Below are 24,161 nucleotides of genomic sequence, written 5' to 3'. Positions count from 1 at the left end.
TTTGCTTGCTCTATGGCAAAACGTCTACAGAAATCGCCCCGATGCCCCCCGCTGCAAAAAACGGCCCATGCCCTTGCGTCCCAGCCAGCGATCGCCCTCCACAATCAGCTCTCCCCGCAAAAACACCTTTTCCACTGTCCCCGTCACCTCGCGGCCTTCAAATAGGCTGTAGTCCACGTTGGAGTGATGAGTCTGGGCGCTGAGGATTTGGTGCTTATCAGGGTCAAACAGCACCAGATCCGCATCGCTGCCAATGGCGATCGCCCCCTTGCGCGGAAACAGGCCAAACATCTTAGCCGGAGCCGTTGACGTGAGCTGGACAAAGCGGTTCAGCGAAATCTTCCCGGCCTGGACGCCGCCGTCATAGAGCAGCACCAACCGCGTCTCGACCCCCGGTGCCCCATTGGGAATTTGGTTGAAATTGTCCTGCCCCAGTTGCTTAGAAAACTTCAGCCCCATCGTCCGCTCATTGATGCAGAAAGGGCAGTGATCCGTCGCCACAATCTGCAAATCGTCAAACCGCAGCCCCCGCCACAGGGCATGGTGGCAATGATGCTCCCGCAGCGGCGGCGTCATCACGTATTTAGCCGACTCAAACCCCGGATGATCGTATTCAGTATCATCCAAAAACAAGTAGTGGGGACAGGTTTCAGCAAAGGCAAACAGGCCGCGATCGCGAGCTTCCACCACGCTCTCCAAAGCTTCTGGGGCCGACAGATGCACAATATAAACCGGCACTTCCGCCAGCTCGGCAATCCGAATCGCCCGGTGGGTGGCTTCTGCTTCCATCAGGCGAGGTCGGGTCAGCATGTGGGCCTTGGGAGCGGTATTCCCCTGCTCCAGCGCTTCCTCAATCAAGACCTGAATCACCTGACCGTTCTCGGCGTGCAGATTCACCATGCCGCCGTGATGCCCCACCGTACGCATAGTCCGAAAAATGGCGGCATCGTCCACCATCAAGATTTCCGGGTAGGCCATATACATCTTGAAGCTAGAGACGCCATCGTGATTGATGATGTCCGGCAGCTCCGCCAGCACCTCTCGGTTCACGTCCACCAAAATTAGGTGAAAGCTGTAGTCAATGCAGACCTGGGGATCAGCTAGAGCAATGCGATCGTCTAGGGTCTTTTTGGCTCCGTCTCCCTTGGCCTGATAGGCAAAGTCCACAATCGTGGTGGTGCCGCCAAAGGCTGCGGCCCTCGTGCCCGACTCGTAGGTGTCGCAGTTCATCGCTGGCCCCTGGGGGCCTTCCATGTGAGTGTGGACATCGATACCGCCGGGTAGTACGAGCAAGCCCGTCGCGTCGTGGACTGTGGCAGACTCGGCTGAGAGATCGCGGCCAATAGCCTCGATTTGACCGTTGCGGATGAGGATGTCGGCTACGTAGTCATCGACGGCGGTAACGATGCGACCGCCTTTGATTAGGGTATGGGGCATAGATTGTGGCAGTAGGGGCAGGTTGGATAGGAGCAGGTTTGGAGAAATTGTATCGCGACGCTGGTAGAGGATTAGTAAAACCGGCCCTTATGAGACACTGCCATGATTTAGTTCACGGCTAACTCTTTGGAGTTTTAGTCAAGTGGTAAGCATTCTGTACAAGTCGCTACCTGTCAGAACCCTATGGGATGCTATGTTGACGCCGATCCTTATCCCTATCCCTATAACGGCGATCTACGGCCCGAAAACACGGCGCTGATCGTCATCGACATGCAGACAGACTTCTGCGGAGCGGGGGGCTACGTGGACAAAATGGGATACGACCTCTCCCTGACGCGATCGCCCATTGAACCGATTAAGCAAGTGCTGTCCATCCTGCGATCGCAGGACTACCTGATTATCCACACCCGCGAAGGCCACCGCCCCGATCTGTCTGACCTGCCGGAAAATAAACGCTGGCGATCGCGGCGGATTGGCGCAGGCATTGGCGATCCGGGACCCTGCGGCAAGATTTTGGTGCGGGGGGAACCGGGCTGGGAAATCATTCCCGAACTGGCCCCTATTGCTGGCGAAGTGATTATTGACAAACCGGGGAAAGGCTCGTTTTACGCCACTGACCTCGACCTGATTCTCAGCCGCCGAGGAATTCAAAACGTCATCCTCACGGGCATCACTACTGATGTCTGCGTCCATACCACGATGCGCGACGCCAACGATCGCGGCTATGAATGTTTGCTGCTCTCGGACTGCACGGGCGCGACTGACTACGGCAACTACCTCGCTGCCCTCAAAATGATCAAAATGCAGGGCGGTGTCTTCGGCGCGGTGGCCGCCTCTAAAGATTTACTAACCGCGATCGGCCACTCGTAAATCCCGTAAGGGCAGGTTTTGCCAGATACCGATAGCGTTGCGATACAATCCCTCCAAACCTGCCCCTATACAACCGCCCCTCCTATATCTCCCCTATCCCATCCTCTCCATGAAAACCGCTGCCCCGTCCGCCCAGCCCCAAACTCAAACCCCACCGGAACTACAGGTTACGGGTATGACCAAACGCTTCGGCAGCTTGGTTGCTCTAGACAACGTCTCCATGACCCTGCGACCTGGTACTATTCACGCCCTGCTGGGAGAAAACGGGGCTGGCAAAAGCACCCTGGTCAAATGCATCATGGGATTCTATGCGCCGACGGCAGGCAAAATTCTAGTCGATCAGCAAGAGCGCGTCATCAAAAGCCCCAAGCAGGCCCATGAATACGGCATCGGTATGGTCTATCAGCACTTCACCTCTGTCCCAGCTATGACGGTGGCGGAAAATCTGGTGCTGTCTCGCTATGACAATACCAACCTGATCAACTGGAAAACCGAATTTGATGCGCTCAACGCCTTTATGGCTAACTCTCCCTTTCGGGTCGAGCTAGACGTTCCAGTCGGTCAGCTCGCCGCTGGGCAAAAGCAAAAGCTAGAAATTCTCAAGCAGCTCTACCTCAAAAGCCGCATCCTGATCCTAGACGAGCCAACTTCAGTGCTGACGCCGAGTGAAGCTGATGAAGTACTAGGACTGATCCGGCAGGCAGTACAGGCAGGACAGCTGAGCGTTTTGCTGATTACCCACAAGTTCCGCGAGGTGACAGCCTTTACGGACGAGGTGACGGTGCTGCGTAAAGGTAAGCTGGCGGGGAATGGCCGGGTGAAAGACTTGGCGATCGCCGATATGGCCCAAATGATGCTGGGTGAGGAGCGGCAGACCAAGGCGATCGAGAAGCAGACGCTATCGGCCAGCCAGCCAATACTACAGGTTAAAAAATTACAGGCCCACCGGGATAACGGCTTACCAGCAGTCAAGCAAATTGATTTGACCGTAAAGAGCGGCGAAATTGTCGGTATTGCTGGCGTTTCGGGGAACGGGCAGCGAGAATTAGTGGAGGTCTTGGCAGGGCAGCGATCGCCCACAGCAGGCGAAGTCTGGGTCAACGGCGAACCCTACAGCGCCACCCGGTCAGAAATGGATCGCCACCGGGTTTTCGCCCTGCCGGAGGAGCCACTGCGCAATGCCTGCGTGCCCCACATGAGCGTGGCTGAAAATATGGCGCTGCGCACGTTTGACAAGCCGCCCCAGTCTAAGTGGAGCCTATTTTTAGTACTGCGGCAAATTCGTCAGATGGCCCAGGGACTGATCGAAACTTTTTCAGTCAAAACCCCTTCGCCGGATGTACCCGTGAGTAATCTGTCTGGCGGCAACGTGCAGCGCACCGTCCTGGCGCGGGAACTCTCTTCAGAGCAGATCAACCTGCTGATTGCGGCTAATCCCTGCTTCGGCCTGGATTTCTCCGCCGTTGACTTCATTCACAGCGAAATTGTGGCGGCTCGCAACCGGGGAGTGGCGGTGCTGCTGGTGAGCGAAGACTTAGATGAGCTGCTGAGCCTAGCCGATCGCGTACTGGTGATTAGCGAAGGAGAGCTGGTGTATGAAAGCGCGATCGCGGACGCGGATTTAGTCACGATCGGCCAAAAAATGGCCGGACATTAGGGCGATCGCAGATGAGGTTGGGTACTCTCAAAAAAATCCCCCGTACAGGCGGGTTCAGCTATAGCTTGGCTGCCAAGTTCAATGATGAATCATAAAACCTGCATCTACTATGTCTATCTCCACAATCACCGCCTGTCCCTATGACTACAGGCTACCTGCTGCTGCCAGCGTCGCCCTGTTAATTATTGACATGCAGCGCGACTTTTTAGAACCCGGTGGTTTTGGCGCCGCTTTGGGCAATGACGTGCAGCGGCTGCAGGCAATTGTGCCTACGGTGAAGCGGTTGCAGACGGCCTTTCGGGAGCTGCACCTACCCATTTTTCAAACCGTAGAAGGGCACCGACCTGACCTCAGCGACTGTCCGCCGGCCAAGCGCGATCGCGGTCAAGGGGCGTTAAAAATTGGCGATCGCGGGCCGATGGGTCGCATTCTGGTACTGGGGGAGCCGGGGAACGGCATCATTGACGAACTCGCACCGCTGCCGGGTGAAACCGTCATTTCCAAGCCGGGCAAAGGCGCTTTCTACAATACCAACCTAGAATTTTTGCTCAAGACCCACCAGATTTCTCATCTCATCCTCACCGGCGTCACCACCGAAGTTTGCGTGCAGACCACCATGCGAGAGGCCAACGATCGCGGCTATGAGTGTCTGCTGGTGGAAGACGCCACTGAGAGCTACTTTCCGGCCTTCAAACAGGCCACGTTGGAAATGATTTGCGCTCAGGGCGGCATTGTGGGCTGGTGTGCCAACTCCGAGCAGGTGCTAGCGGGCCTCAAAAACTGGCAGATGGCAGCGAGTAAGCCATGAATTATTCGAGGATTGCATAGATTGAGTGCAGTTTTAGGGTTGAATGATTGCTCCTGTTAGCAAAGCGTCATACCCGATACAGAATCAGCTTATCCAGGCTTGAGAAACTCCTGACAACGTTTGCTTTTCTTAACCATTCCATGAACAGCTTGGCGTCTTTAGTGTTACCTGCTCTCGTTGGTTTGCTGGCCGGTGTTGGTCATGGGGTGATGTCCCATCAGGCCGATTTGCCCCTGTCGCTGAGCCAGCAAATGGTCAGTATTTTGCAGCCGCCAGAACTGCCATAAGGCTAAATTTTATCAAGCGTATCTGGTGATACCAAAATATCTGGGATGATGAGGATGAAGTGAATTAGGACTTCATCTATGCGTTCCTATACCTCTACTCAGGCTACTAGCGGCGATCGCGCGATCGCTGGTTTTCTGGCTGCTTTTTCCATGTTCGTAGTGGGCTACACGGCCACACGGGTTTATCTAGCCCAGCCCGCTGAATCCGGTGCGATTGAAACCGTCACTCCCCATCAGGCTACCCTTTGGGACGGATTAGGGCGGTAGGCCACGATTTTTCGGCAGGGGCATGACATGTCGTGCCCCTACTGCTAAATTCCGCTCTTAAATTTTTACGCCTTGAAGGTTTGGGTGATGCGCTGCATCGCTTCATTGACGTTTTCGCGGCTGTTGAAGGCCGAAATACGAAAATAGCCTTCCCCCGCAGCCCCAAAGCCAGAACCCGGCGTGCCGACGACATGGCAAGCATTCAGCAGCTTATCAAAGAAGTCCCAGCTCGAAAGGCCGTTGGGCGTTTTCACCCACACATAGGGCGCATTCACGCCGCCGTACACGTCGATGCCTGCCTGGGTCAGCTTTTCTCGCACGATGCGGGCGTTTTCTAAGTAGAAATCAATCAGCGCCTTGATTTGCCGCTGGCCTTCTGGAGAATAAACCGCCTCAGCGCCTCGCTGCACGATGTAGGAAACGCCGTTAAATTTAGTGGACTGCCGCCGATTCCATAGCTTGTGTAGCTCCACCTCTGAGCCATCGCTGGCCTTGGCGGTAAGTCCCTTGGGCACTACCGTATAGGCGCAGCGGGTGCCGGTAAAGCCGGCGTTCTTAGAGAATGAGCGAAATTCGATGGCGCAGTCTTTGGCCCCGGCAATTTCATAAATGGAGTGGGGCAAATCTGGATCGGTAATGTACGCCTCATAGGCGGCATCGAAGAAAATAATCGAGCCGTGGGCGCGGGCGTAGTCTACCCATTTTTGCAGTTCGGCTTTAGTGGCAGTAGCGCCAGTGGGGTTGTTGGGGAAACAGAGATAGACCAAATCCACCTTCTCAGACGGCACCTCTGGGGAGAAGTGATTGTCTGCGGTCATGGAGAGATAGACCAGACCGTCGTACTCACCGCTGCCGTTGGCTGCTCCGGTATGACCGGCCATGACGTTGGTATCGACGTAGACCGGATAGACCGGATCGGTGACGGCAATCTTGTTGTCTTTGCCAAAAATGTCGAGAATATTGCCCGTATCGCACTTGGCCCCGTCCGAAACAAACACTTCCGAGGCGTCTACGTCGCAGCCGCGAGATTGGAAATCATGCATGGCAATGTTTTCTCGCAGCCAGAGATAGCCCTGTTCCGGGCCATAACCCTTGAAAGACTCGCGATCGCCCATGTCTTCTACCGCCTGAATCATGGCGGCGCGGCAGGCTTCTGGTAAAGGCTCTGTCACGTCACCGATTCCCAGCTTGATGATTTGCGCCTCTGGGTTTGCCTCGGCAAAAGTGTTGACCCGCCGCGCAATCTCCGGAAACAGGTAGCCAGCCTTGAGCTTTAGATAGTTGTCGTTAACGGTTGCCATACGTCCAATTGAGTCACAAAACGCCCTCAATCAGCTTATCAGGTGTATGAGAGGGTGGGGACGGCCTGATCCGGTCTATCCCCATTTCCCCAGGGAGCAGGCCAGAGATCAGGCAATCGATCGCCGGAAATTAAAGAACTTGCGCAGGAAATTCTGCAAGAAGTCATTCTCGGCGTACTTGCGCTTTTTCAACTGCAGGGCCGCTTTACTGGTCACTTCCGCCAGGGTGGGATAGACGTGAATCCCCGTGAGCGCTCCCACCTTGAGATTGTGGCTCATGGCCAAGACGACTTCGTGAATGAGCTCGCCGGCGGCAGGGCCGACGATATGCGCTCCCAAAATTTCGCCGCTGCTGCGGGTGATGATTTTGGCAAAGCCGATGCCTGCGGCTTCAGCTAGCGCCCGGTCAACGCCAGAGAACTCCTGTTTCAGCACGTAGACATCATCATGGCGCGATCGCGCCTGCTCCTCAGTCAGACCCACCCGCGCCAGTTCCGGCTCGGTGAAGGTGGCCCAGGGAATTACCCGGTAGTCCGCCTTTTTCGTGGGTAAAAACAGGGCATTTTGCAGAACCACCGCTGCCTCATAGCCAGCTACATGGGTAAACTGATAGCCGCCAATTACGTCTCCTGCCGCGTAGATCTTGGGATTAGTGGTCTGCAGCTTTTCGTTGACCTTGATCCCCTCTTTGCCCACCTCTACCCCGGCTGCCTGCAGATTGAGGGCGTTGACGTTAGGCACCTGCCCGGTAGATAGCAAAATCTCATCCACCACAATCTTTTCGCCTGTATCTGTCCAGACATGCTTGCGGCCCTCAATGACCTCAACCTTCTGTGCCCGCTGGCCGTAGAGAATCCGAATTCCTTCTGCTTCTAGCTGCTGCTGCACCACCGCCGCCGCTTCTGGATCTTCCTTCGGCATAATCTGGTCGCGGCTGGAAATCATCGTCACTTCAGTGCCCAACCGATGAAAAGACTGCCCCAGCTCGCAGCCAATTGGCCCCGCTCCGATTACGGCCAGCGCCGCTGGCTGCGTCTGCAGCTTGAAGACGTTCATGTTGGTCAAGTAGCCTGCTTCCCTCAGTCCCTCGATTGGCGGTAGAGCCGGGTGAGAACCTGTGGCAATGACAAAATTTCTGGCCCTGAGCTGGCGGCCATTGACCTCCAGCGTTTGAGGGTCGGTAAACTGGCCGCTGCCAAAGATCACCTCTACTCCCAGAGACTCAAACCGCTCCGGTGAGTCATGGTGCTGAATGGTCTCAATTACCCGATGGACATGCCCCAGGGCTTCGTTGAGCTTAATTTCGTTGAGCTGAGTGTAAATACCAAAGCGCCCGGCATGTTTGACCTCATAGGCAACGCGAGCGGCGTGAATTAAGGACTTACTCGGCACGCAGCCGTAGTGCAGGCAATCTCCACCTAGTTTTGGTTCTTTTTCAATCAGGGCTACTTTGGCGTTGAGCTGAGCACCGGCGCTAGCTACCACTAACCCTGCTGACCCCCCACCAATCACCACCAAGTCATAATCAACTGCCACTGTTTTTCTCCCGCTGCTAAACGTCAATGTTCTGAGCCTAGGGGGAATAGCTGAATTCTAGCTGAGAAGCCGGGGAGAAAAAGCAGGTTTTTAGCAGATCTAAGACTCAGCGGGGTCTCATTGAACGGTTTGGGGAACTAGCACGCCTGCCTCTTGCTGAATCGGCACGATCGGCAGGATATCAAGCTGAGCGCAGTATTCTAAATCGGCGGTGTTATCGAGCCGCAGCAGCCGCTGGCCGTGAGTGGCCTGCTGCATCAGGGGCAAGAGCTGATCTTGCCAGTGGAGATAGAGCGCTACTGCGGCTACTAAAGCATCGTTGCCCGCCAGGGTGGCAAAGGTTTCGCCCGTGGCGGCAATCAGACCGTGGGCGATCGCCCCGGCGCAGACCGTATCTTCTAGAGAGTAGGTGCCTTCCCAGCCAGAACCCACCAGCCAAACCGTTTCTGGCTGCTTCTTGAGTAGAAATTCCACGGTGGCCTGCCGGGTGGTCAGGGCTGAGGTAATTACGGTTGGGGCCTGCTGAATTCGCTGCAGACAGCGGGTGCCGTTGGTGGTGCTCATAAATAGCCGCCGCCCTTGGGTCTGTTCAGGATTGTGATCCAGGGGGGAATTGCCCAAGTCACAGCCGTCTACCCGCGCACCGCCCCTTTCCCCAGCTCGAATCCGCTTTTCCGTGGGCCATTGTTCACTGACCTGCAGCAGCTCATCAATGTCGCTGAAAACTTGGATGGCTTCTGCTCCGGCGGCAAAGGCGGCTGCCATCGTGGAGGTAGCGCGTAAGACATCAATAGCGATCGCGCAGTCAGGAGCAGCGTCTGCAGGAACCTCTTCGGGCGTGTGATAAACAAATAGCTTCACGGATAATTATGTTAAAGAATATTGAATTGCCAATTTTCCATTCTAGGCCCAAGGCTTACCCTAAAACGAAAAATTAGTCCGCCGCCGCTCCTAGCGCTCCAGAATTCAGCCGGGAGCTCAGCACTCATGCGCGATCGCCTTGAGCAGGAAAAATGTCCAAGCTCAGTAGGTTCTCTGCTAAGCCGCTATGCGCTCAAATTTGCGCGGCCTCTTTGCCAGCAGCCTCAGCGACCCGGCTTTTGAGCCAGCGGCCCCAGCCGCACCACGCCGGGATACAGCATAGGCATGATGTAGGCACCCAATCCCAATCCGGCAATCAGGCCAAACAGGGCCATCACGCCGTTATTCACCTCCCAGGCGCTGAAGTTTTGCAGCGCTAGCTCCAGCGGATAAAACAGGCAGATCGCAAAGGCAATCACGAAGCCCCACAGTCCATACTGCTCCAGCCAGTAACGGCTGCGTCCCCGATCTTGAGCATAGAGCCAGCGCATTAAGACCAGCCCCAAAACAGTACCATAACAGCGGGTGCAAACAGCCATGATGTAGGGCGACCACAGCATTGGTCCCAGCTCTGGCTGCGGACAGACATGCTGGCCCATTGTGTAGATAATATCGGCAATCTGCGGCAAAATGGGCAGCGGCGCAGCGGCTAAGAGGGGAGCTGCAATTGGGCCAGAGACTAAACCTGCCAGCACAATATCTGCCAGCAGGCTAGGCCAGCCATAACGCCAAGAAGCCACAGAGGAAGAAGCCATAGCACGTCCGTTTCACAGCAATGATTTAAGCTGTACTTAATTGTAGTTGTTAGCCGCCCAGGCTGTTTAGGGGCGACTCCTCCAAGATCAAGGCTCCCTACCTCGCTTGTGCCAATGCCGAAACGAAGTCACCTGCCAGTATTTATCCGAGAGCCTGCCAAAACAAAGGAGATCTATCGTTCAAAATTTGTACAGCTTTTTGTGCGCACCTTCTTTAAATGGCAGCAAGATGGCTGTTTGGATATGGGGGCGTCGTTAGCGTACTATGCCTTATTTTCGCTTTTTCCGATTCTGCTGGTCATGCTCAGCGTTATGGGCTTTTTGCTAGGCCCTGAGACTGATATCTACGGGCAGATTCTAGTCTTAGCCCAAGAGCTGCTGCCACCTAGCGCCTTCAACGTTGTTGAAACCACCCTGTTACAACTACATGAGGGCAGCGTCGAGGCCAGCATTGTCGGTTTTGCAGTTTTGCTCTTTACCGCCAGCGGCTTTTTCAACGCCCTCGATCGCTCGTTTGAGAAAATTTGGCGCGCTCATGAACCCATTGAGCAAAATCTCAGCTGGCAGAGAATTGTGCTGCGGTTTTTGCGCCGACGTGTTTTTGCCTTCCTGCTGGTATTGGGGTCTGCCGCTATTTTGTTAGCTTCCATGCTGTCCAAAATTGCGATCGATATTTTTCTCAAAGTGGTTAATACGGTCAGCAGCCAGGTGGGCCTAATTGTGCTGGACGGCGTGAAGCTGCTGCCTTATTTGCAGCTCATTGTCTCATTCTTGCTGCTGACCCTGGTGCTGATGCTGCTGTTTAAGGTGTTGCCGCCGCGCCGGATCCAGTGGCGAGATGTGCGCTTGAGCGGACTGTTAACTGCTTTGCTATTGGTTATTTTGCAGCAGCTCATTAGTAACAGCGTCATCAGCCTGGGCAGTCGCTTCAAGTCCTACGGCGTCGTGGGCGGGGTGATGGTGCTGATGTTTTGGATTTATCTCACCAGCCAGATTTTCTTTTTAGGTGGCGAATTTACCTATGTCTATGCCCGCATGTTTGGTAGCCGTCAAAATGCAACTTCGAGCCTTTTTAATACGTCCTTTCCTTCCTGATAGGATGTTTAACTCGTTAACGGCCCAGAAAGGTCGGGCTTAATGTAAATTAGGCATCAAGTTTTGGTAAAGCTTTAGGCATTTACCGACTGAATTTCTCGGAGGCCCGTCTATCAGTACTAAGTTTGAAGTTAGATTAAGCGGCTCTGGCAATGGGGCTAGTTTTGCAACGCCATGCCAATGATTTTGACCCTCGGCATTACGATCGCGGCTTTAGCCTGTTTTGTGTTTGAGTGGCTGCCAGCGGATATTACCGCTCTATCCGTGATGGTACTCTTGATGCTGCTAGGTTTGGTGACGCCCGAAGAAGGTATTGCTGGCTTTAGCAATTCTGCCACCATCACCGTTATGGCCATGTTTGTTCTCAGCGCCGGCATCTCCCGCACGGGTGCCCTGCAGCAGGCCAGTAGCTGGATTATTCGCTGGGGCGGCAAGCAGCCTAGTCAGCAAATTTTAGCGATGGGGGCGATCGCCGGGCCGATTTCTGGCGTCATCAACAACACCGCCGTGGTTTCCGTCTTTTTGCCTATTATTGAAGATCTATGCCGCCAGCAGCGGATCTCGGTTTCCAAGCTGCTGATGCCCCTGTCTTTTGCCACTATTCTCGGCGGCATGATGACCGTAGTGGGCACCTCCACCAGCGTTCTGGCCAGCGGCCTTTCCGATAAGCTGGGCTACGGCGAATTCAGCCTGTTTCAATTCACAGCGATGGGGGCCATTATCTTTGTTGTGGGGCTGGCCTATTTGGTCTGCGTCGCGCCCGCCCTGCTGCCCGATCGCAAAGCGCCCTACGACGGCCTCGGTGAAGACTACGCCCTCAAGGACTACGTCAGCGAAGTGGTGATTACGCCTCGCTCTAGCCTAGTTGGCCACAGCCTCAAAGAAAGCCAGCTTCAACGCCGCTTTGACGTAGACGTGCTAGAGGTGATTCGCAACGGCAACCGCTTTCCCCAGCCTCTGGCCGATAAGACCCTCGCTGCCGGAGATATTCTGCTGGTGCGGGGCGGACGGCAAGACCTGCTCAAAATCCGCGACAGCGAAGGGATTGAGATTTTGCCGGACGTGCAGTTTGGCCAAAAGTCCTGGCAGGCTGACCTCAGCTCCGACGTAGAGGGGGTGGCTGAGGTGCTGGTGCTGTCCAACTCCAACCTGATTGGCTCTACCCTTAAAGAAATTCGCTTCCGGCAGCGCCATAACGCTACGGTGCTGGCAATGCGGCGGGGGGAGGAACTGGTGCGCGATCGCCTGGGTAAAGTGCCCCTGAGATTTGGCGATCTGCTGCTGGTGCAGGGGCCAAAGCAGAGCTTTGTCGGTTTACAAACCAGCCGCGATTTGCTGGTGCTAGAGCAGCGCGACTTAGAAACGCTGCGCTCAGATCGGGCCAATATTGCCATTGGCATTGGGGTGGGCGTGGTGGTGCTGGCGGCAGTGACCCAAATACCGATTTTGGTATCGGCTCTGGCCGGAGTGATGCTGATGATTCTGACTGGCTGTCTGAAGCCAGGTGAACTCTACCAGGCAGTGCGCTGGGACGTCATTTTTTTACTGGCCTGCCTAATTCCCCTGGGAACGGCAATGGAAAAGTCCGGCACGACCCAGATTATTGCAGAACAGCTAGTCAACCTGGGCGGAGGACTTTCTAGCTACTGGCTGCTGCTGTTTGTTTTTACCATGACATCCTTGCTCACAGGCATTTTGTCCAACAGCGCAGCGGTGATTTTGCTGCTGCCCGTCGGGGTACAGGTAGCCCAAACCCTAGATCTAAACCCCTTCACCATGATGTTTGTGATTACCTTTGCCGCCTCCAACAGCTTCATGACCCCGATTGGCTATCAGACCAATACGATGATCTACGGGGTGGGCGGCTATCGGTTTTTAGATTTTGTCAGAGTCGGGGGGCCACTGAGCCTGATTATGGCGGTGATTACCCCGGCCCTGGCACTCTGGCTGTATGGGCTTTAGCCCCGGTCAGAGCTGTGAGAGCGGCTGATGGCCCTCTCAGGTCAAACTGTCGAGCAGTCCTAGACAGGAATTTGGCTCAGGCAGATGTTTACGTCCACGATGTTAGGAGATAGAAAAAGCAGTTATGGGTTCACAACAACGCGGAGTTACAGTTTGGTTTACGGGTTTGAGCGGTTCCGGCAAGTCCACGATTGCGCGGGCTTTGGAACAGGAACTACGCGCCCGGAGCTGCAAGCTAGAGGTGCTAGACGGCGATATTGTTCGCACCAATTTGACCAAGGGCTTAGGCTTCAGCAAAGAAGACCGGGATGAAAACATTCGCCGGATTGGCTTTGTTTCCCACCTGCTTACCCGCAACGGCGTCATTGTGCTGGTGTCGGCCATTTCTCCCTACCAGGCAGTACGCGAAGAGGTGCGCGATCGCATAGAAGATTTCGTTGAGATCTATGTCAACGCGCCGGTAGAAGTCTGCGAGGAGCGGGATGTCAAAGGGCTTTATAAAAAGGCCAGAGCCGGAGAAATCAAGGGCTTTACGGGGATCGACGATCCTTACGAAGCGCCTACTAACCCTGAAGTTGAGTGCCGCACCGACAAAGAGAGTCTCGAAGAGAGCGTCAACAAGGTGCTGGCAAAGCTAGAGGAAATGGGCTATCTCCAGCCAGTAGCGGCTGCGGTCTAGCGGTATTTTCTTTTATAGGGTGCGTTGTGACATCACAACGCACCGCCACGAGAAGGTTTGTGGCCTATTGTCAATTCAAATTATTCAATATTCAGCCTTTGCCAAATCTGGTCGAAGCGCTGCGGCTGGGTCACCTTGAGCAAAAATAATCCCGCCGCCGCGATCGCTATCAAAGCCAGTCCCAAAGAAACAAGCTGCGAAGCTGATGAGCGGCGAGTCGATTTAGGCCGAGTCATGGCAGGCGGCGATCGCCGCTGGGGGGTCGCCACGGAGGGACGGGGGTTAACCGAAGTAGGGCGATTGTTCGCCTCTGTTTGCAACCGGGCCAAACCCTGCAGCAGCGGTAGCGGCACCTGCTCGGTGCGACCCCAATTTTTAAGCGCCGTTTCGGTGAGGCCGCAGAGGTTTGGCTGCTGCATTTTAGCAAGTTGCTGCAGCAGCGGCTGGCTGCTCGTCACGAGTACCACGAGCTGATCGCGGTGATTCTGAGCCAAAGCATGGGCGCACTCCAGCACCGCGATCGCCTGTCTGGCCCGCTTGCTGAGGGTTTGGCCGTCTGGCTGCGTCAAAGCCGGGTGGGGCTGACGCTCGGTACTGACCTGCCAGCCGCTGGTGGGATAAAACCGGAAAAATTCTCTGGCCTTGGGTTCTAAGGCCGGATCAGGCGCGCGATCGCAGAGAAATTTTACCTCTTCTAGCACTCCCTGGGGCAGGCAGCACTGCCCTAACTGGCCGTAGCGCTGCCACTCTCGCAAATTACCCGCCAGCAGCGCCGGGGTATCAAACAGCAGGCGATAGACGGCAGTTTCCATAGAGCTTCTAGACCCCAATGCCTAAGCGGCCTGCCAGTCCGGGCGACAGCGGTAGCAGCGTTGCCAGCATCAAGAACAAGACCAACAGCCCCAGCGCGGCTCGCGCATCGTCCGGTTCACTCAGGTCATTCAGGCAGGGCCGCTCCAGGTTCCGCTGCAAGAACAGAATCAACACGGCCCAGTAGAGCGCTAATGGATTGACGAACGAAACCAGCGCCAGCACGATTAGAGTAATGATTGTGGCGCGTCCGGCCACCTTGCGACCATAGACTGCCTGCACGATGCGACCGCCATCGAGCTGGCCGGCTGGCATTAAATTGATGGCGTTGATTACCAATCCCAGCCAGCCCAGCAGCACCAGCGGATGCACGTCTATCAGGTTTTGCTGCACATCTGCGCCCAGCATCACCCGCGCCAGAGAACCGACTAAAATCGAGCTTTGAAAGAAGCCTGCCGGAATTTGGAACAAGCTGCCTGAATGGGAAAGTCCCAGCCCAATTAGCAGCATTACTAAGGACACGACGCCCCCCGCCGCTGGCCCCGCAAAGGCAATGTCAAACAGGACGGTGCGGTTCGGCAGCAGCGACTCGAAGCGGGTCAGACTGCCGAAAGAGCCAATTTGCCAAGCAGGCAGAAAAAACGGCGGGCTGGTCTTGATACCATAGCCTTGGGCCTGGAAGAAATGGCCGAATTCGTGCACAACTAAAATCAAGAAAATGCCCAAGGCCAGCGGCAGAATTTCCGGCCAGCGGCCCGTTTCTTGAAAAAAGTCGAAGCCCATGAGAATACCGCTGGTTTCCAGACAGGTGGCCAGAGTGGCGATCGCCAGAGCAACGCACAAAACCTTTTGAGCCGTCGTCGTCGGCTTGGGGTCGGCGCTGCCGGGCAGCACAATTACCACGGGCCGATCTTCTGGTCCCTCCAGCAGGAATAGGCGATAGCGATCGCCTAACCGCGCCGCTAACATTTCTCCCAGCTTAACGGCCGTCTCTTCCGGCTCCCCGCGCAGGTTTCCCTTAAAGATGGCCCCTTCCTGATAGGGAATGGTTTCAGTCCTAAAAAAGGTATCAACGCCGAAAATACCTTCAATCTGGCTCAGCTCTTCAGTGGGAATCGTGGTCACGGCTGGCTCGCCGTCAGCAGCAGGCTCGGCTTCATCGGTTTCAGTCGGCGATGCAGAACCCTCCCCCATCTCTTTTTCGGTGACAGCGGCAAAGCTAGAAGCTCGCTTTGCCGCTAGCTCATCAGCCCCCAAGCTCCGCAGTTGCCTGCCTAAATAAATATATAAACCAGCCGATATCAGCACTAGCGCTAGCACCCCGGCCAGATTCAGAAAAACACCTGCGGCGAATAGGCCAAAGAAGATCAGCCAGGGCACCATCAGCACCAGTGACTGTAGCCAGGCTAAAATTCCCAGTTTGCCAAAGGGTCGCGCTCGGAGAAATCCCCAGACCAAAATGGCGATCGCCGCCAGCAAAATCAAAAACGTGATCATTTAACTCGTTTTAGTTAAAAACAACTCATAGAGATAGGCTAAGTATTTGTCTATACTCACTCGCAACGCCCAGGGATGCAACTGTCTACCGGCTGTCATTCTGCCGGCTGCGCGGCAGCAGGCTCTGCCAAAATTGCCGCCAATGCCGATCGAACCGGCTGGGGATCGTATCCCAGGGCAAAGGCGCGGTTGCTCTCGAGGGAAACATCGTGCGGCCGGGGAGCAGGCATGGCCACCTGCGATCGCAACCTGGCCGTCAGCCGCGACTCCGGCAGGCCCAGCAACGCGACCAGTAGCTGCCCGAACCGATAGCGAGAGAGCCGTTCCCTGCCGCCCAGATGCAAAATGCCCTCGGTCTGTAAGGCCAACAAAAGTCCTTTGGCAGCACATTCAGCCCGCACTGGCGTCCGAAACTCATCGGTAAACAAAGCTAAAGGCTCGGCTTCCTGTAGCTGATCGATGAAGCCCTGCAGGAAACAGCCCGCCGTTGGCGTAGCCCGGTCGTACATCAGCGGCAGACGGCAAACGGTTGCCTGCGGATAAACGGTTAGAATTTCGGCCTCTGCGATCGCTTTTTGCTGACCATAGTAGCTCAGCGGTGTGGGCTGGTCACTTTCGCTGTAGGGGGCTGCTTCGCCATTGAAAACTAGGTCCGTTGATGTGAACACGTAGGGAATTTGCGCCTGGGCACAAAGCTGAGCTAATTGGAGAGAAGCTGTAACGTTAATCGGATAGGTCGCGGCCGGATGGAGCTGACAAAAGTTGGGTTTGGACTGGGCGGCGGTGTGAATCACAGCATCAGGCTGAACCGACTGAAACAGCGCCGCGATCGCATTTGAATCGGCCAAATCGAGCGCATGCAGCGAACTGTCCGGTAGCTGAGGCCGCTGCTGGTAATACGTTCCCCAAACCTGCCAGTCTGTCTGAGCCAGCCGACAGACATAGCCGCCGAGAAAACCGCTGGCCCCCGTCACTAAGAGTTTTGCCATTCGTCTATGGGTAATTGACTCTATTCCCTCTACGATAGGGCAAGGATTTGCCGCGCCAGCAGGCCGTCACGATTTCAGCCTTTGCAACGACTATGACCCACAACTCTTCTCAACCAGAGACGCCCGAATCTCTAACCGCCGATACCCACAACGGCGAGGCTGAGGCGATCGCAGCAGAGGCTTCTCAGCCTGCGGAATCAGTCACTCCTGAAGAGGCTGACCTAGCCGAGGCCTCCCCCGATACGGCTGACGCGCTAGCAACGGCTTCTGAGGCAACAGCCACCGCTGAAGAAAGCTCGGTTCGCGTCGTCACGGTCACCCCCTCCGGCACGCGGCAACCCAGCCCGGCTTCGGCTAACGTCGTGGCTTTGGTGGCCGTTGCGATCCTGCTGACTGGCTTGGCTTTAGATGACTTTTGGCTAACGCTGGCCGGATCGCTGGTCACGATGACGATTTCGTTTCGTCTGATCTGGCCTTCTCTCAGCGCCTTTTTGGCTGAAATTTCTAGCCAGCAGCAGGCTCTCCTCGTTGCCCTCCCCAGCTCTGTTCTTGGCATTATTGGGCTGATGCAGATTAGCGGCATCAATGCCCGCATTTTAGCTTGGGGGCGGGGTATTCGCTGGGACGTGGTAGGAGCAATTGGGGACTTCTTCGGCGCCTTTGGCCAGATTTTTATCGCGGTGCTGGCGGTTTACGTAGCGTGGCGGCAGTACATCATCTCCCGCGATCTGACGGTGCAGCAAAACCGTATCACCCAGCAGCAAACGATTGACGCTTATTTTCAAGGTATCTCTGATCTGGTCCTAGATGATGAAGGGCTGCTAGAAGATTGGCCGCAGGAGCGAGCGATCGCCGAAGCCCGGACAGCCGTTATTCTCAGCAGCATTGATGCCTCCGGCAAGGCTAAGGTGATTCGCTTTTTGTCGCGATCGCGCTTGCTGACGCCGCTGAAGCGAGATACCCGTCTGGGCCGTCCGATTTTAGACGGCAGCGGCGGCTACGCTGAGGATCGCCAGCAGGGCACCCGCGTGATTGACTTGGGGGTCATGCTGGCGGCTACCGACCTGTCGGCCAGTGACCTGCGCTGGAGCGACCTCAGCGATGCCAACTTGGTCAGGGTCAATCTGTATAAAGGTGATTTGGTGCGGGCCAACCTGGCGCGGGCCATTCTCTACGAGGCCAACCTCACCGGCGCCGACCTCATGGGATCCCGGTTTTTCTACGGCTCTTTAGAAACCGCCTCTCCCCGCAGCCGCACCGATCCGCCTAACTACATCACGGGTGCCTATACGGGAGCGGTGGTAGAGGGAGCCAATTTCACCAACGTGCAGCGACTTTCTGAAATTCAGCGCCACTACTGCTGTGCCTGGTGCGGCAGTCGCAGCCGTGCCACCATTCCCGGCGGCTGTGAAGATGTGCCCAATTTGCTAGGCCGTTAGCGGGCGATCGCTGACAGCATGCAGAACTACCTCAGGCCCAAAAACTTGTGAGTTTGCAAACTCAGGCGCCAGTTAGGCTGCTGTCGCACATAGTCAAAGACAAGCTGCGTACTCTCTGGCGTGTTCCACTCTGGCTGCAGCAGCTTAACGGCAGTCGCGGGTACCAGAGCCGCCTGCTGTTCGGCCCAAATAAAATCTTCAGGCTGAGCAATTACCACCTTTAACTCATCAACGTGAGGATAAACGCTGGCATGGGGCGGCTTGAAGCGCTTTGGTGAGCAAGTAACCCAGTCAAAGGTACCGCTGAAGGGATGAGATCCAGAGGTCTCGAGGTGAACTTTTAGATTTTGGGCCTGTAATGCGGCTGTCAGCCGTCCTAAGTCGTGCATTAACGGTTCGCCGCCCGTAATCACCACAATTCGGGGCTGCGCGGCTGCCGCTGCCTCAACAATTTGAGGCACCGTTTGCTGTGGATGCCGCTGAAGATTCCAAGACTCCTTCGTATCGCAAAACCAGCAGCCTACATCACAGCCACCCAAGCGAATAAACCAGGCGCTGGTACCGCTCCAGGTGCCCTCGCCTTGCACAGAGTGAAAAGTCTCAACGATAGGATAAGTGAGTGGCGCAGCTTCAATCGTCTTCATAAGTGGCCCAGCTATTGGCAGTTTCCGAGACAGCTACTTTCAGCTTGATGCCTTCTGGGAGCTGCTTTTTAGTCTTGTCGTAAATATACTGAGCAATCATTTCAGCGGTTGTTGCATAAGCTTCTGGCAGTACTTCATTCAAAACACAGTGATCCAGTCCGCCCTTAAGCACGTCGCGCTTAGCCCAGCGTAAGCTACGAAAATCAGCTACCATCACCGGATTAGGGCAGTATTCAGAGGCGTGAAGCTGCCGCGCGATCGCCTCTATCCGTACCCGGTAGCTATGGCCGTGGAGTCGCCCGCAGGGGCCATTGTAGTCTTTTATGTAGTGCGCGGCTTCAAAGCTAAACTCGGTAGTCAGCGTCCACTTGGGCATGAACTTTTGTAGCGAAAAGGACATTTTTCAGCCTAACGCATTCTTCAGGGGAGAAGCGATCGCGCTAAAAACTTGAGTGCCCATAGCTGCTAGCCGCTGAGAAAAGCGATGATGTGACCGAACCCTATGCCGAATGCTGAGGGAGAATAGGGAGATATCCCGTTTTTCCTAATCCAAGATTATTGACAGTTTTGACAAACTCTAGGCAAATTCCCTTTCTCTACGAAACGCCGGCGGAAGTACTGCGATCGCGGCAGCAGCGAGTCGTGGCAGTGGGCGATCGTCGGTTTTACCTGACGCTGCCGCAGGACACCGACGACCTGCTGGATCATCCAGCAATTCATTCAGCCTTCGAGGCAGATGAGTATTTGCCCTACTGGGCAGAGATTTGGCCCTCGGCGCTGATGCTGGGGGAGGCTTTGCTGACGGAACCCTGGCCGCAGGGGAGCTTAGCCCTGGAAATTGGCTGCGGCTTGGGACTAGCTGGACTCACGGCCCTGTCTTTAGGGATGCGGGTAATTTTTAGCGACTATGACGCGGCGGCACTGCAGTTTGCGGCAGAAAATGCGGCGATGAATGGGTTTGACCAGTTTGACCTCTGCCAGATTGACTGGCGGCATCCACCGCCAGATTTGCAGGTACCGCTGATCTTGGCGGCGGACGTGATTTATGAGGCGCGAAACGTGGAGCCGCTGGTGGCGCTGATGACAAAGCTGCTGCTGCCGGGGGGAGCGTGCTGGCTGGTAGATCCCAATCGCTCCTATGCGGAGGATTTTCGGGCGGCGCTGACGCAAAGCAGGCTGGCGTTTGAGACAACGGCGCGGCAGGTGACGCCACCGGGGCAGAAAACGGTTCACGGGACGCTGTATCGAATCCGGCAGGAGCGATCCTAGGCAGGACACCCGACTTTGCTCAGCAGATTGAGCGCCCCTAGCTGCTTAAGCTGCTCTAGCTGCGACTGATTTCTCACCAGCAGCGAGCCCGCATATCCCAGGGAGTTTACCGGGATAGCCTCATAGCTCTCCTGCGATCGCGGCACAACCATCATCCACCGCCGCGTTGCCAGCCAGTTATAGGCAGCCGTTTGCCGGTCGCCCTGATAGGCAATTCCAGTGGCGGCTAAAAGCTGCTGGTAGAGGCTGAGGGCGTAGTCGGCCATGCGAGCGGGCTGGTCAAGCAGGGCCAGATCAAGGCGACCAATAGCGTGAACAAAGGGGAGCAGCGGCGATCGCCCAATGTTGCTTTGCCACTCCGTCGCGGCGATCGCAGTTTCAATCGGCAGACTCGCCATGCCGTCAACTAGCGGCAAAGGCACTATCTGTAAATGCTTGTGGGGCTGACTAGCCCCCGCCGCTCTGCCGCCATTGTAAAAAGCGAAACCGTCAATCTCAGCCATACAGGCCCACAGCGCCAGCATATCTAGCGGATTGAGCCAGCACTCCTGCGACTCAAAAGCGCGAGTCACGATCAAAATATGGTGATCGACCACGTTGAACTTGTTGAGCAGGCACAGATGGGTGTGGGAGAGATCCGTTACAAATAGATCTTTCTCATACGGCAAAAACGGGTTGAAATCCTGAGGCTGTCGCTTTTTCGCCTTTTCTTTGCGCACCAGATTTGCCAAAATGCGCACCACAAAGTCAACGCCCTGCTGCTCCAGCCGCTCATACTCAGTCGGAATTGATTGTAAAGCGCCAGAGGTAAGTGCCCGCTGGGTACGGGTTGTAATTTTTTGCCACAGTGTGCCTGCCTCAAAACAGAGCGAGGATGAATCAGAAGCCATAACCCAAGCCTACCGCCTATCCTCGTGCAATCTAGCAGAAAAGTGATCCCCGCTGTTCATAGCTGCGCTGAGGAATTGCCCTGTCTTTTATCTGTCCGATACCTCAGCCTCAGCCGATTCCCTATCGGCCACTGCCGGAGAACAGGCTGTCTGAGGCGGCATTAGGGCAACCACATGGGGTACCGGACGGGGCGTATAGCGCATTAGAGGTTCCCCTTCATAGGTTAAGGAGGTGCTGGCCCCAGAATCGAGCATCACAGCATCCCGCAGCCCCAGTTGGCTCAGGAGTTTTCCTAGCTGCACGGAGTTGACCCGGTCATTGGAGACGCCAATCACCGGGCGACCGGCCCGGTCAATGCCCCAAAAGGCGCGGTGACGCTCCGCGTCATAGTCAAACAGGTTGCCAAACAGTTGAGCTTCGCGGGGCTGACCCTCCTTGACTAGCCAAGCCGCAGCGACGAAGGCATCGGTCACGTCGGCGGCTTCTGCCTGCACCCCGGCTAGGGTATTGTGCTGCGCGGGATCAAAGGGCACAAATTCTACTTTTTGGGGGCTAATGAGTACTAAGGGACGCCCAGCCAGGAGAGGATTTTCACCAGCATTGCCCGGCACAAATTCGCCGGTTGACTGGCTGTAAATGGGGCCAATCATGGTGTTGGAATCCAGATATTTCAGGGAGAAGAAGGCCCCATCGACAGCGGCGACAGCATCAGTATCCGCGATAATCTCAGAAACCTGATAGCGGCTGTCGGCGTGAATCGTGACGGGCTTGCCGCCGGTAACCAGAAAGAGAGGAATATCTTCTAGGGTAAAACGGCGCAGACTGACCTCGGTGCCAAAGTCAAAGTGCCCCGGCTGGGTGGCTGCCGGAGGACCACCCCAGGCGTCTTCAATCACGTCTTCTAAGCGGGACTGACCAAAACGGGCGATCGCTAGCAAGCTTTCAGACTCCCCGGCAAAGCGCTCGTCAATATCATCCATGGTCAGAGCCGCTGAGTATCCGGCCTCAGCCACCACGTCTGCCACCCGCTCATCGTATTTGCCTTCGGGATAGGTGAAATAGCGTATGGGCTGATCGAGCTTGGCTTCAATCAGGCGCTTAGAGTCAAAAATTTCCTGGCGTAGCTCCGCGTCAGTCAAGGGCCGCAGATCACGGGGATGGGTGACGCTGTGGGCAGCGATGGTGATTAGGGGATCTTTAGACATCTGCTGCACCTGATCCCAGGTGAGAGTGGAGCGTCCGACAATATCGCCCTCTAGCTTGCCAGTGAAAACTGAGAAAGTCGCCGGATAGCCATAGCGCTTTAGCAGCGGATAGACATAGGTGTAGTGTCCGGCATAGCCATCGTCAAAGGTGAGCAAAATGGGCTTATCGGGCAGGGGAGTGCCCGTACTCAGGTGATAGACGAGCTGGTCTAAACTGATGGGAGTCAGGCCGTTGGCTTTGATCAGCTCAAAATCGGCCTCTAGCTCCTCTGGCGTCACGTCGAAGAACACCTCTTTCTCAGCCAAAATATCGTGATACATCATCACCGGGACTTTGGCGAGCTGAGCCTGCTGGTGAACTTGTGGCCAGTCAATCGGCACTGCCTGAAGCGCCAAGGATAAGTTGAGGTGGCTGATGGTGCGACCGATGCCTGCGGTCGGGGCGATCGCCTCTGTGGGCAAGGCCGTGGCGCTGGCAGCGGCCTGGGCTAGATTAGCGACTGGGGCGCAGAGCTGAGCGGCGGCGGCTTCTAGGTCAGGCGGTTCAGACTCGGAGGCAAGCAGGGCAATGGGTAAAGCTGTCACCAAGGCTGACATCATTTGTTGACTGACAGGCTGCATGGCCGCTAGCGGTTCCTCTGCCTGAGATTCGCGGTAATCCAACCACAAAACAGCTAGTGCCGCCAGACTGAGGCCACCGGCGGCGCTGATACCAAAAATAAGCAATCGCTGCCATCTGCGAGCAGCCGACGTCTGAGAATTCTGCATTACCGAATCCTTGTCTTGAATTTAAACACGGCAACTGGGAGGATAGTGACTTAAATCACAGGGATGCTTTGACTGAGACTGTATGGAAACCCGCCGAAACTTTCACGAGCTGATTAAACATCAGTCCGCAATGTGCTGGGTTAGATCCGGAAACGATATTCTTTCAGCCCTATTATTTCAGACTTAGGTGCTTTTCTATCATGCTTCCGACACATGGACGCTATCGGTATTCCTCCATTGTTCAACGGGCTGACTATAGCTGGCCGCAAGATCGCCGCCTAGCTGTTTATATTGGTCTAAATCTAGAACATTTTGCTTTTGGTGAAGGACTAGGGGCCACTCTCGCTCCCGGTGGACCGCAGCCCGACGTGCTGAACTATGCCTGGCGAGACTATGGTAACCGAGTCGGCGTTTGGCGACTGCTGGATTTGTTTGAAGAACTCAGCCTGCCGGTAGCAGCGCTGGTTAATGCGAGTCTCTACGATTACTGCCCGGAAGTCATGGCCGCGTTCCGCGATCGCGGCGATGAAATTGTGGCGCATGGGCGTACCAATTCTGAGCGCCAGAGCCTCCTCTCAGAGGAGGAGGAGACTCAGCTCATTGCCGAGACGACCAAAACAATTGCCCACCACGAGGGCCAGCCGCCTCGGGGTTGGCTAGGACCTTGGATCGCTCAGAGCCCCATCACGCCGGATCTACTGCAGGAGGCCAACTATACGTACTGTCTAGACTGGTGCTGCGACGACCAGCCCATCTGGTTCCAGACCCGGCAGGGCAGGCTGCTAGCCATTCCCTATCCCCAAGAGGTGAATGACATTCCGGCGATCGCGGTCCGTCGGGCCAGCGCTGCCGAATTTGCCGCCATGATTGTGGATAACTTTGATGAAATGCAGGCGCAGTCGCAGCAGCAGCCCCTGGTTTTTGGCATCTCGCTGCATCCCTATATTGTGGGCCAGCCCTTTCGGCTGCGGCACCTGCGCCGGGCACTGCAGCACATCCGACAGCACAGCGACGCTGTTTGGTTTACCCATCCCGGCGCGATCGCAGAGTACGTCATGACCCTGCCAGAAGGCAGTATTCCTTAAGCAACCCTAAGCTTTGCCCGATTTGCTAAGTGTTGTCTTCCAAATGGCA

The 24,161-nt window shown here is 55.7% G+C and carries 23 protein-coding genes; 11 read left to right on the top strand and 12 right to left on the bottom strand.

The features are described from left to right. Positions 1-24 precede the first annotated feature (24 nt). Positions 25-1,437 (bottom strand): dihydropyrimidinase, encoded by a 1,413-nt coding sequence (gene hydA / locus QJQ48_RS04420; protein ID WP_346289988.1) that lies wholly within the window; start codon positions 1,435-1,437, stop codon positions 25-27. 183 nt (positions 1,438-1,620) lie between these two features. On the opposite strand from hydA, the gene biuH reads away from it, so the two are divergent. The 5 genes from biuH (at position 1,621) to QJQ48_RS04395 (ending at position 5,326) form a co-directional block, all read left to right on the top strand. Then, complete coding sequence (biuH, locus tag QJQ48_RS04415; protein WP_346289987.1) at positions 1,621-2,307, top strand: biuret amidohydrolase; 687 nt, start codon at positions 1,621-1,623, stop codon at positions 2,305-2,307. 109 nt (positions 2,308-2,416) lie between these two features. Continuing rightward, a complete protein-coding gene (locus QJQ48_RS04410; RefSeq protein WP_346289986.1) occupies positions 2,417-3,964 on the top strand; it encodes an ABC transporter ATP-binding protein in 1,548 nt (515 codons plus the stop codon). A gap of 109 nt (positions 3,965-4,073) precedes the next feature. Then, positions 4,074-4,772, top strand: a complete 699-nt coding sequence (locus tag QJQ48_RS04405; RefSeq protein WP_428843021.1) for a cysteine hydrolase family protein — start codon at positions 4,074-4,076, stop codon at positions 4,770-4,772. A 149-nt stretch (positions 4,773-4,921) separates the two neighbouring features. Then, positions 4,922-5,059, top strand: coding sequence for a hypothetical protein (locus QJQ48_RS04400; protein ID WP_346290120.1), 138 nt, complete (start codon positions 4,922-4,924; stop codon positions 5,057-5,059). Positions 5,060-5,137: 78 nt separating this feature from the next. After that, positions 5,138-5,326, top strand: a complete 189-nt coding sequence (locus QJQ48_RS04395) for a hypothetical protein (protein ID WP_346289985.1) — start codon at positions 5,138-5,140, stop codon at positions 5,324-5,326. Positions 5,327-5,391: 65 nt separating this feature from the next. Here the strand turns inward: QJQ48_RS04395 and QJQ48_RS04390 are convergent, their stop codons facing one another. From QJQ48_RS04390 to QJQ48_RS04375, 4 genes are all read right to left on the bottom strand, one after another. Further along, positions 5,392-6,627, bottom strand: a complete 1,236-nt coding sequence (locus tag QJQ48_RS04390) for an LL-diaminopimelate aminotransferase (RefSeq protein ID WP_346289984.1) — start codon at positions 6,625-6,627, stop codon at positions 5,392-5,394. 108 nt (positions 6,628-6,735) lie between these two features. Next, the gene (locus QJQ48_RS04385) at positions 6,736-8,163 is read right to left on the bottom strand and encodes a dihydrolipoyl dehydrogenase family protein (RefSeq protein WP_346289983.1); all 1,428 of its coding nucleotides are present in this window, start codon (positions 8,161-8,163) and stop codon (positions 6,736-6,738) included. 117 nt (positions 8,164-8,280) lie between these two features. Further along, positions 8,281-9,024: a 2-phosphosulfolactate phosphatase family protein gene (locus QJQ48_RS04380; RefSeq protein WP_346289982.1), complete on the bottom strand. Its 744-nt coding sequence runs from the start codon at positions 9,022-9,024 to the stop codon at positions 8,281-8,283. A gap of 224 nt (positions 9,025-9,248) precedes the next feature. Next, positions 9,249-9,779, bottom strand: a complete 531-nt coding sequence (locus QJQ48_RS04375; protein ID WP_346289981.1) for a DUF2085 domain-containing protein — start codon at positions 9,777-9,779, stop codon at positions 9,249-9,251. Between the two features lie 201 nt (positions 9,780-9,980). On the opposite strand from QJQ48_RS04375, the gene QJQ48_RS04370 reads away from it, so the two are divergent. The 3 genes from QJQ48_RS04370 to cysC all read left to right on the top strand — a co-directional run bounded on the left by QJQ48_RS04370 (position 9,981) and on the right by cysC (position 13,515). Continuing rightward, entirely contained in the window at positions 9,981-10,874 is an 894-nt protein-coding gene (locus QJQ48_RS04370; protein WP_346289980.1) for a YihY/virulence factor BrkB family protein, read from the top strand. A gap of 174 nt (positions 10,875-11,048) precedes the next feature. Next, positions 11,049-12,836 carry an SLC13 family permease gene (locus QJQ48_RS04365; RefSeq protein WP_346289979.1) on the top strand — a complete coding sequence of 596 codons (1,788 nt, stop codon included), beginning with the start codon at positions 11,049-11,051 and terminating at the stop codon, positions 12,834-12,836. 124 nt (positions 12,837-12,960) lie between these two features. Beyond that, positions 12,961-13,515 (top strand): adenylyl-sulfate kinase, encoded by a 555-nt coding sequence (cysC, locus tag QJQ48_RS04360; protein ID WP_346289978.1) that lies wholly within the window; start codon positions 12,961-12,963, stop codon positions 13,513-13,515. Positions 13,516-13,595: 80 nt separating this feature from the next. Here cysC and QJQ48_RS04355 read toward each other — a convergent pair whose 3' ends face one another. From QJQ48_RS04355 to QJQ48_RS04345, 3 genes are all read right to left on the bottom strand, one after another. Then, entirely contained in the window at positions 13,596-14,327 is a 732-nt protein-coding gene (locus QJQ48_RS04355) for a PIN domain-containing protein (RefSeq protein ID WP_346289977.1), read from the bottom strand. Positions 14,328-14,334: 7 nt separating this feature from the next. Beyond that, the gene (locus tag QJQ48_RS04350; protein ID WP_346289976.1) at positions 14,335-15,822 is read right to left on the bottom strand and encodes a site-2 protease family protein; all 1,488 of its coding nucleotides are present in this window, start codon (positions 15,820-15,822) and stop codon (positions 14,335-14,337) included. Positions 15,823-15,917: 95 nt separating this feature from the next. After that, the gene (locus QJQ48_RS04345) at positions 15,918-16,811 is read right to left on the bottom strand and encodes an SDR family oxidoreductase (RefSeq protein ID WP_346289975.1); all 894 of its coding nucleotides are present in this window, start codon (positions 16,809-16,811) and stop codon (positions 15,918-15,920) included. Between the two features lie 92 nt (positions 16,812-16,903). On the opposite strand from QJQ48_RS04345, the gene QJQ48_RS04340 reads away from it, so the two are divergent. Then, a complete protein-coding gene (locus QJQ48_RS04340) occupies positions 16,904-18,250 on the top strand; it encodes a pentapeptide repeat-containing protein (protein WP_346289974.1) in 1,347 nt (448 codons plus the stop codon). A 26-nt stretch (positions 18,251-18,276) separates the two neighbouring features. Here the strand turns inward: QJQ48_RS04340 and QJQ48_RS04335 are convergent, their stop codons facing one another. Beyond that, on the bottom strand, positions 18,277-18,894 hold the full coding sequence (locus QJQ48_RS04335; protein WP_346289973.1) for a 7-carboxy-7-deazaguanine synthase QueE: 618 nt from the start codon (positions 18,892-18,894) through the stop codon (positions 18,277-18,279). After that, positions 18,881-19,270 carry a 6-pyruvoyl trahydropterin synthase family protein gene (locus QJQ48_RS04330; RefSeq protein ID WP_346289972.1) on the bottom strand — a complete coding sequence of 130 codons (390 nt, stop codon included), beginning with the start codon at positions 19,268-19,270 and terminating at the stop codon, positions 18,881-18,883. Before QJQ48_RS04330 ends, QJQ48_RS04335 begins: the two co-directional genes overlap by 14 nt. A gap of 191 nt (positions 19,271-19,461) precedes the next feature. On the opposite strand from QJQ48_RS04330, the gene QJQ48_RS04325 reads away from it, so the two are divergent. Continuing rightward, on the top strand, positions 19,462-20,163 hold the full coding sequence (locus tag QJQ48_RS04325) for a class I SAM-dependent methyltransferase (RefSeq protein ID WP_346289971.1): 702 nt from the start codon (positions 19,462-19,464) through the stop codon (positions 20,161-20,163). Here the strand turns inward: QJQ48_RS04325 and QJQ48_RS04320 are convergent. Both QJQ48_RS04320 and QJQ48_RS04315 read right to left on the bottom strand, forming a co-directional pair. Beyond that, complete coding sequence (locus QJQ48_RS04320; RefSeq protein WP_346289970.1) at positions 20,160-21,053, bottom strand: ATP adenylyltransferase family protein; 894 nt, start codon at positions 21,051-21,053, stop codon at positions 20,160-20,162. The two genes, QJQ48_RS04325 and QJQ48_RS04320, sit on opposite strands and share 4 nt — an antisense overlap. A gap of 87 nt (positions 21,054-21,140) precedes the next feature. Further along, on the bottom strand, positions 21,141-23,027 hold the full coding sequence (locus QJQ48_RS04315; protein ID WP_346289969.1) for a polysaccharide deacetylase family protein: 1,887 nt from the start codon (positions 23,025-23,027) through the stop codon (positions 21,141-21,143). Between the two features lie 200 nt (positions 23,028-23,227). Here QJQ48_RS04315 and QJQ48_RS04310 point away from each other — a divergent pair, with 200 nt between their 5' ends. Beyond that, a complete protein-coding gene (locus QJQ48_RS04310; protein WP_346289968.1) occupies positions 23,228-24,112 on the top strand; it encodes a polysaccharide deacetylase family protein in 885 nt (294 codons plus the stop codon). The last annotated feature ends 49 nt before the right edge of the window (positions 24,113-24,161 follow it).

This window comes from Sphaerothrix gracilis Ecp01, from assembly GCF_030405905.1.
Classification (GTDB): Bacteria; Cyanobacteriota; Cyanobacteriia; order Phormidesmidales; family Phormidesmidaceae; genus Sphaerothrix; species Sphaerothrix gracilis.
The sequence above is the reverse complement of the archived record's forward strand: the minus strand, read 5'-3'. Positions and strand labels throughout refer to the sequence as shown.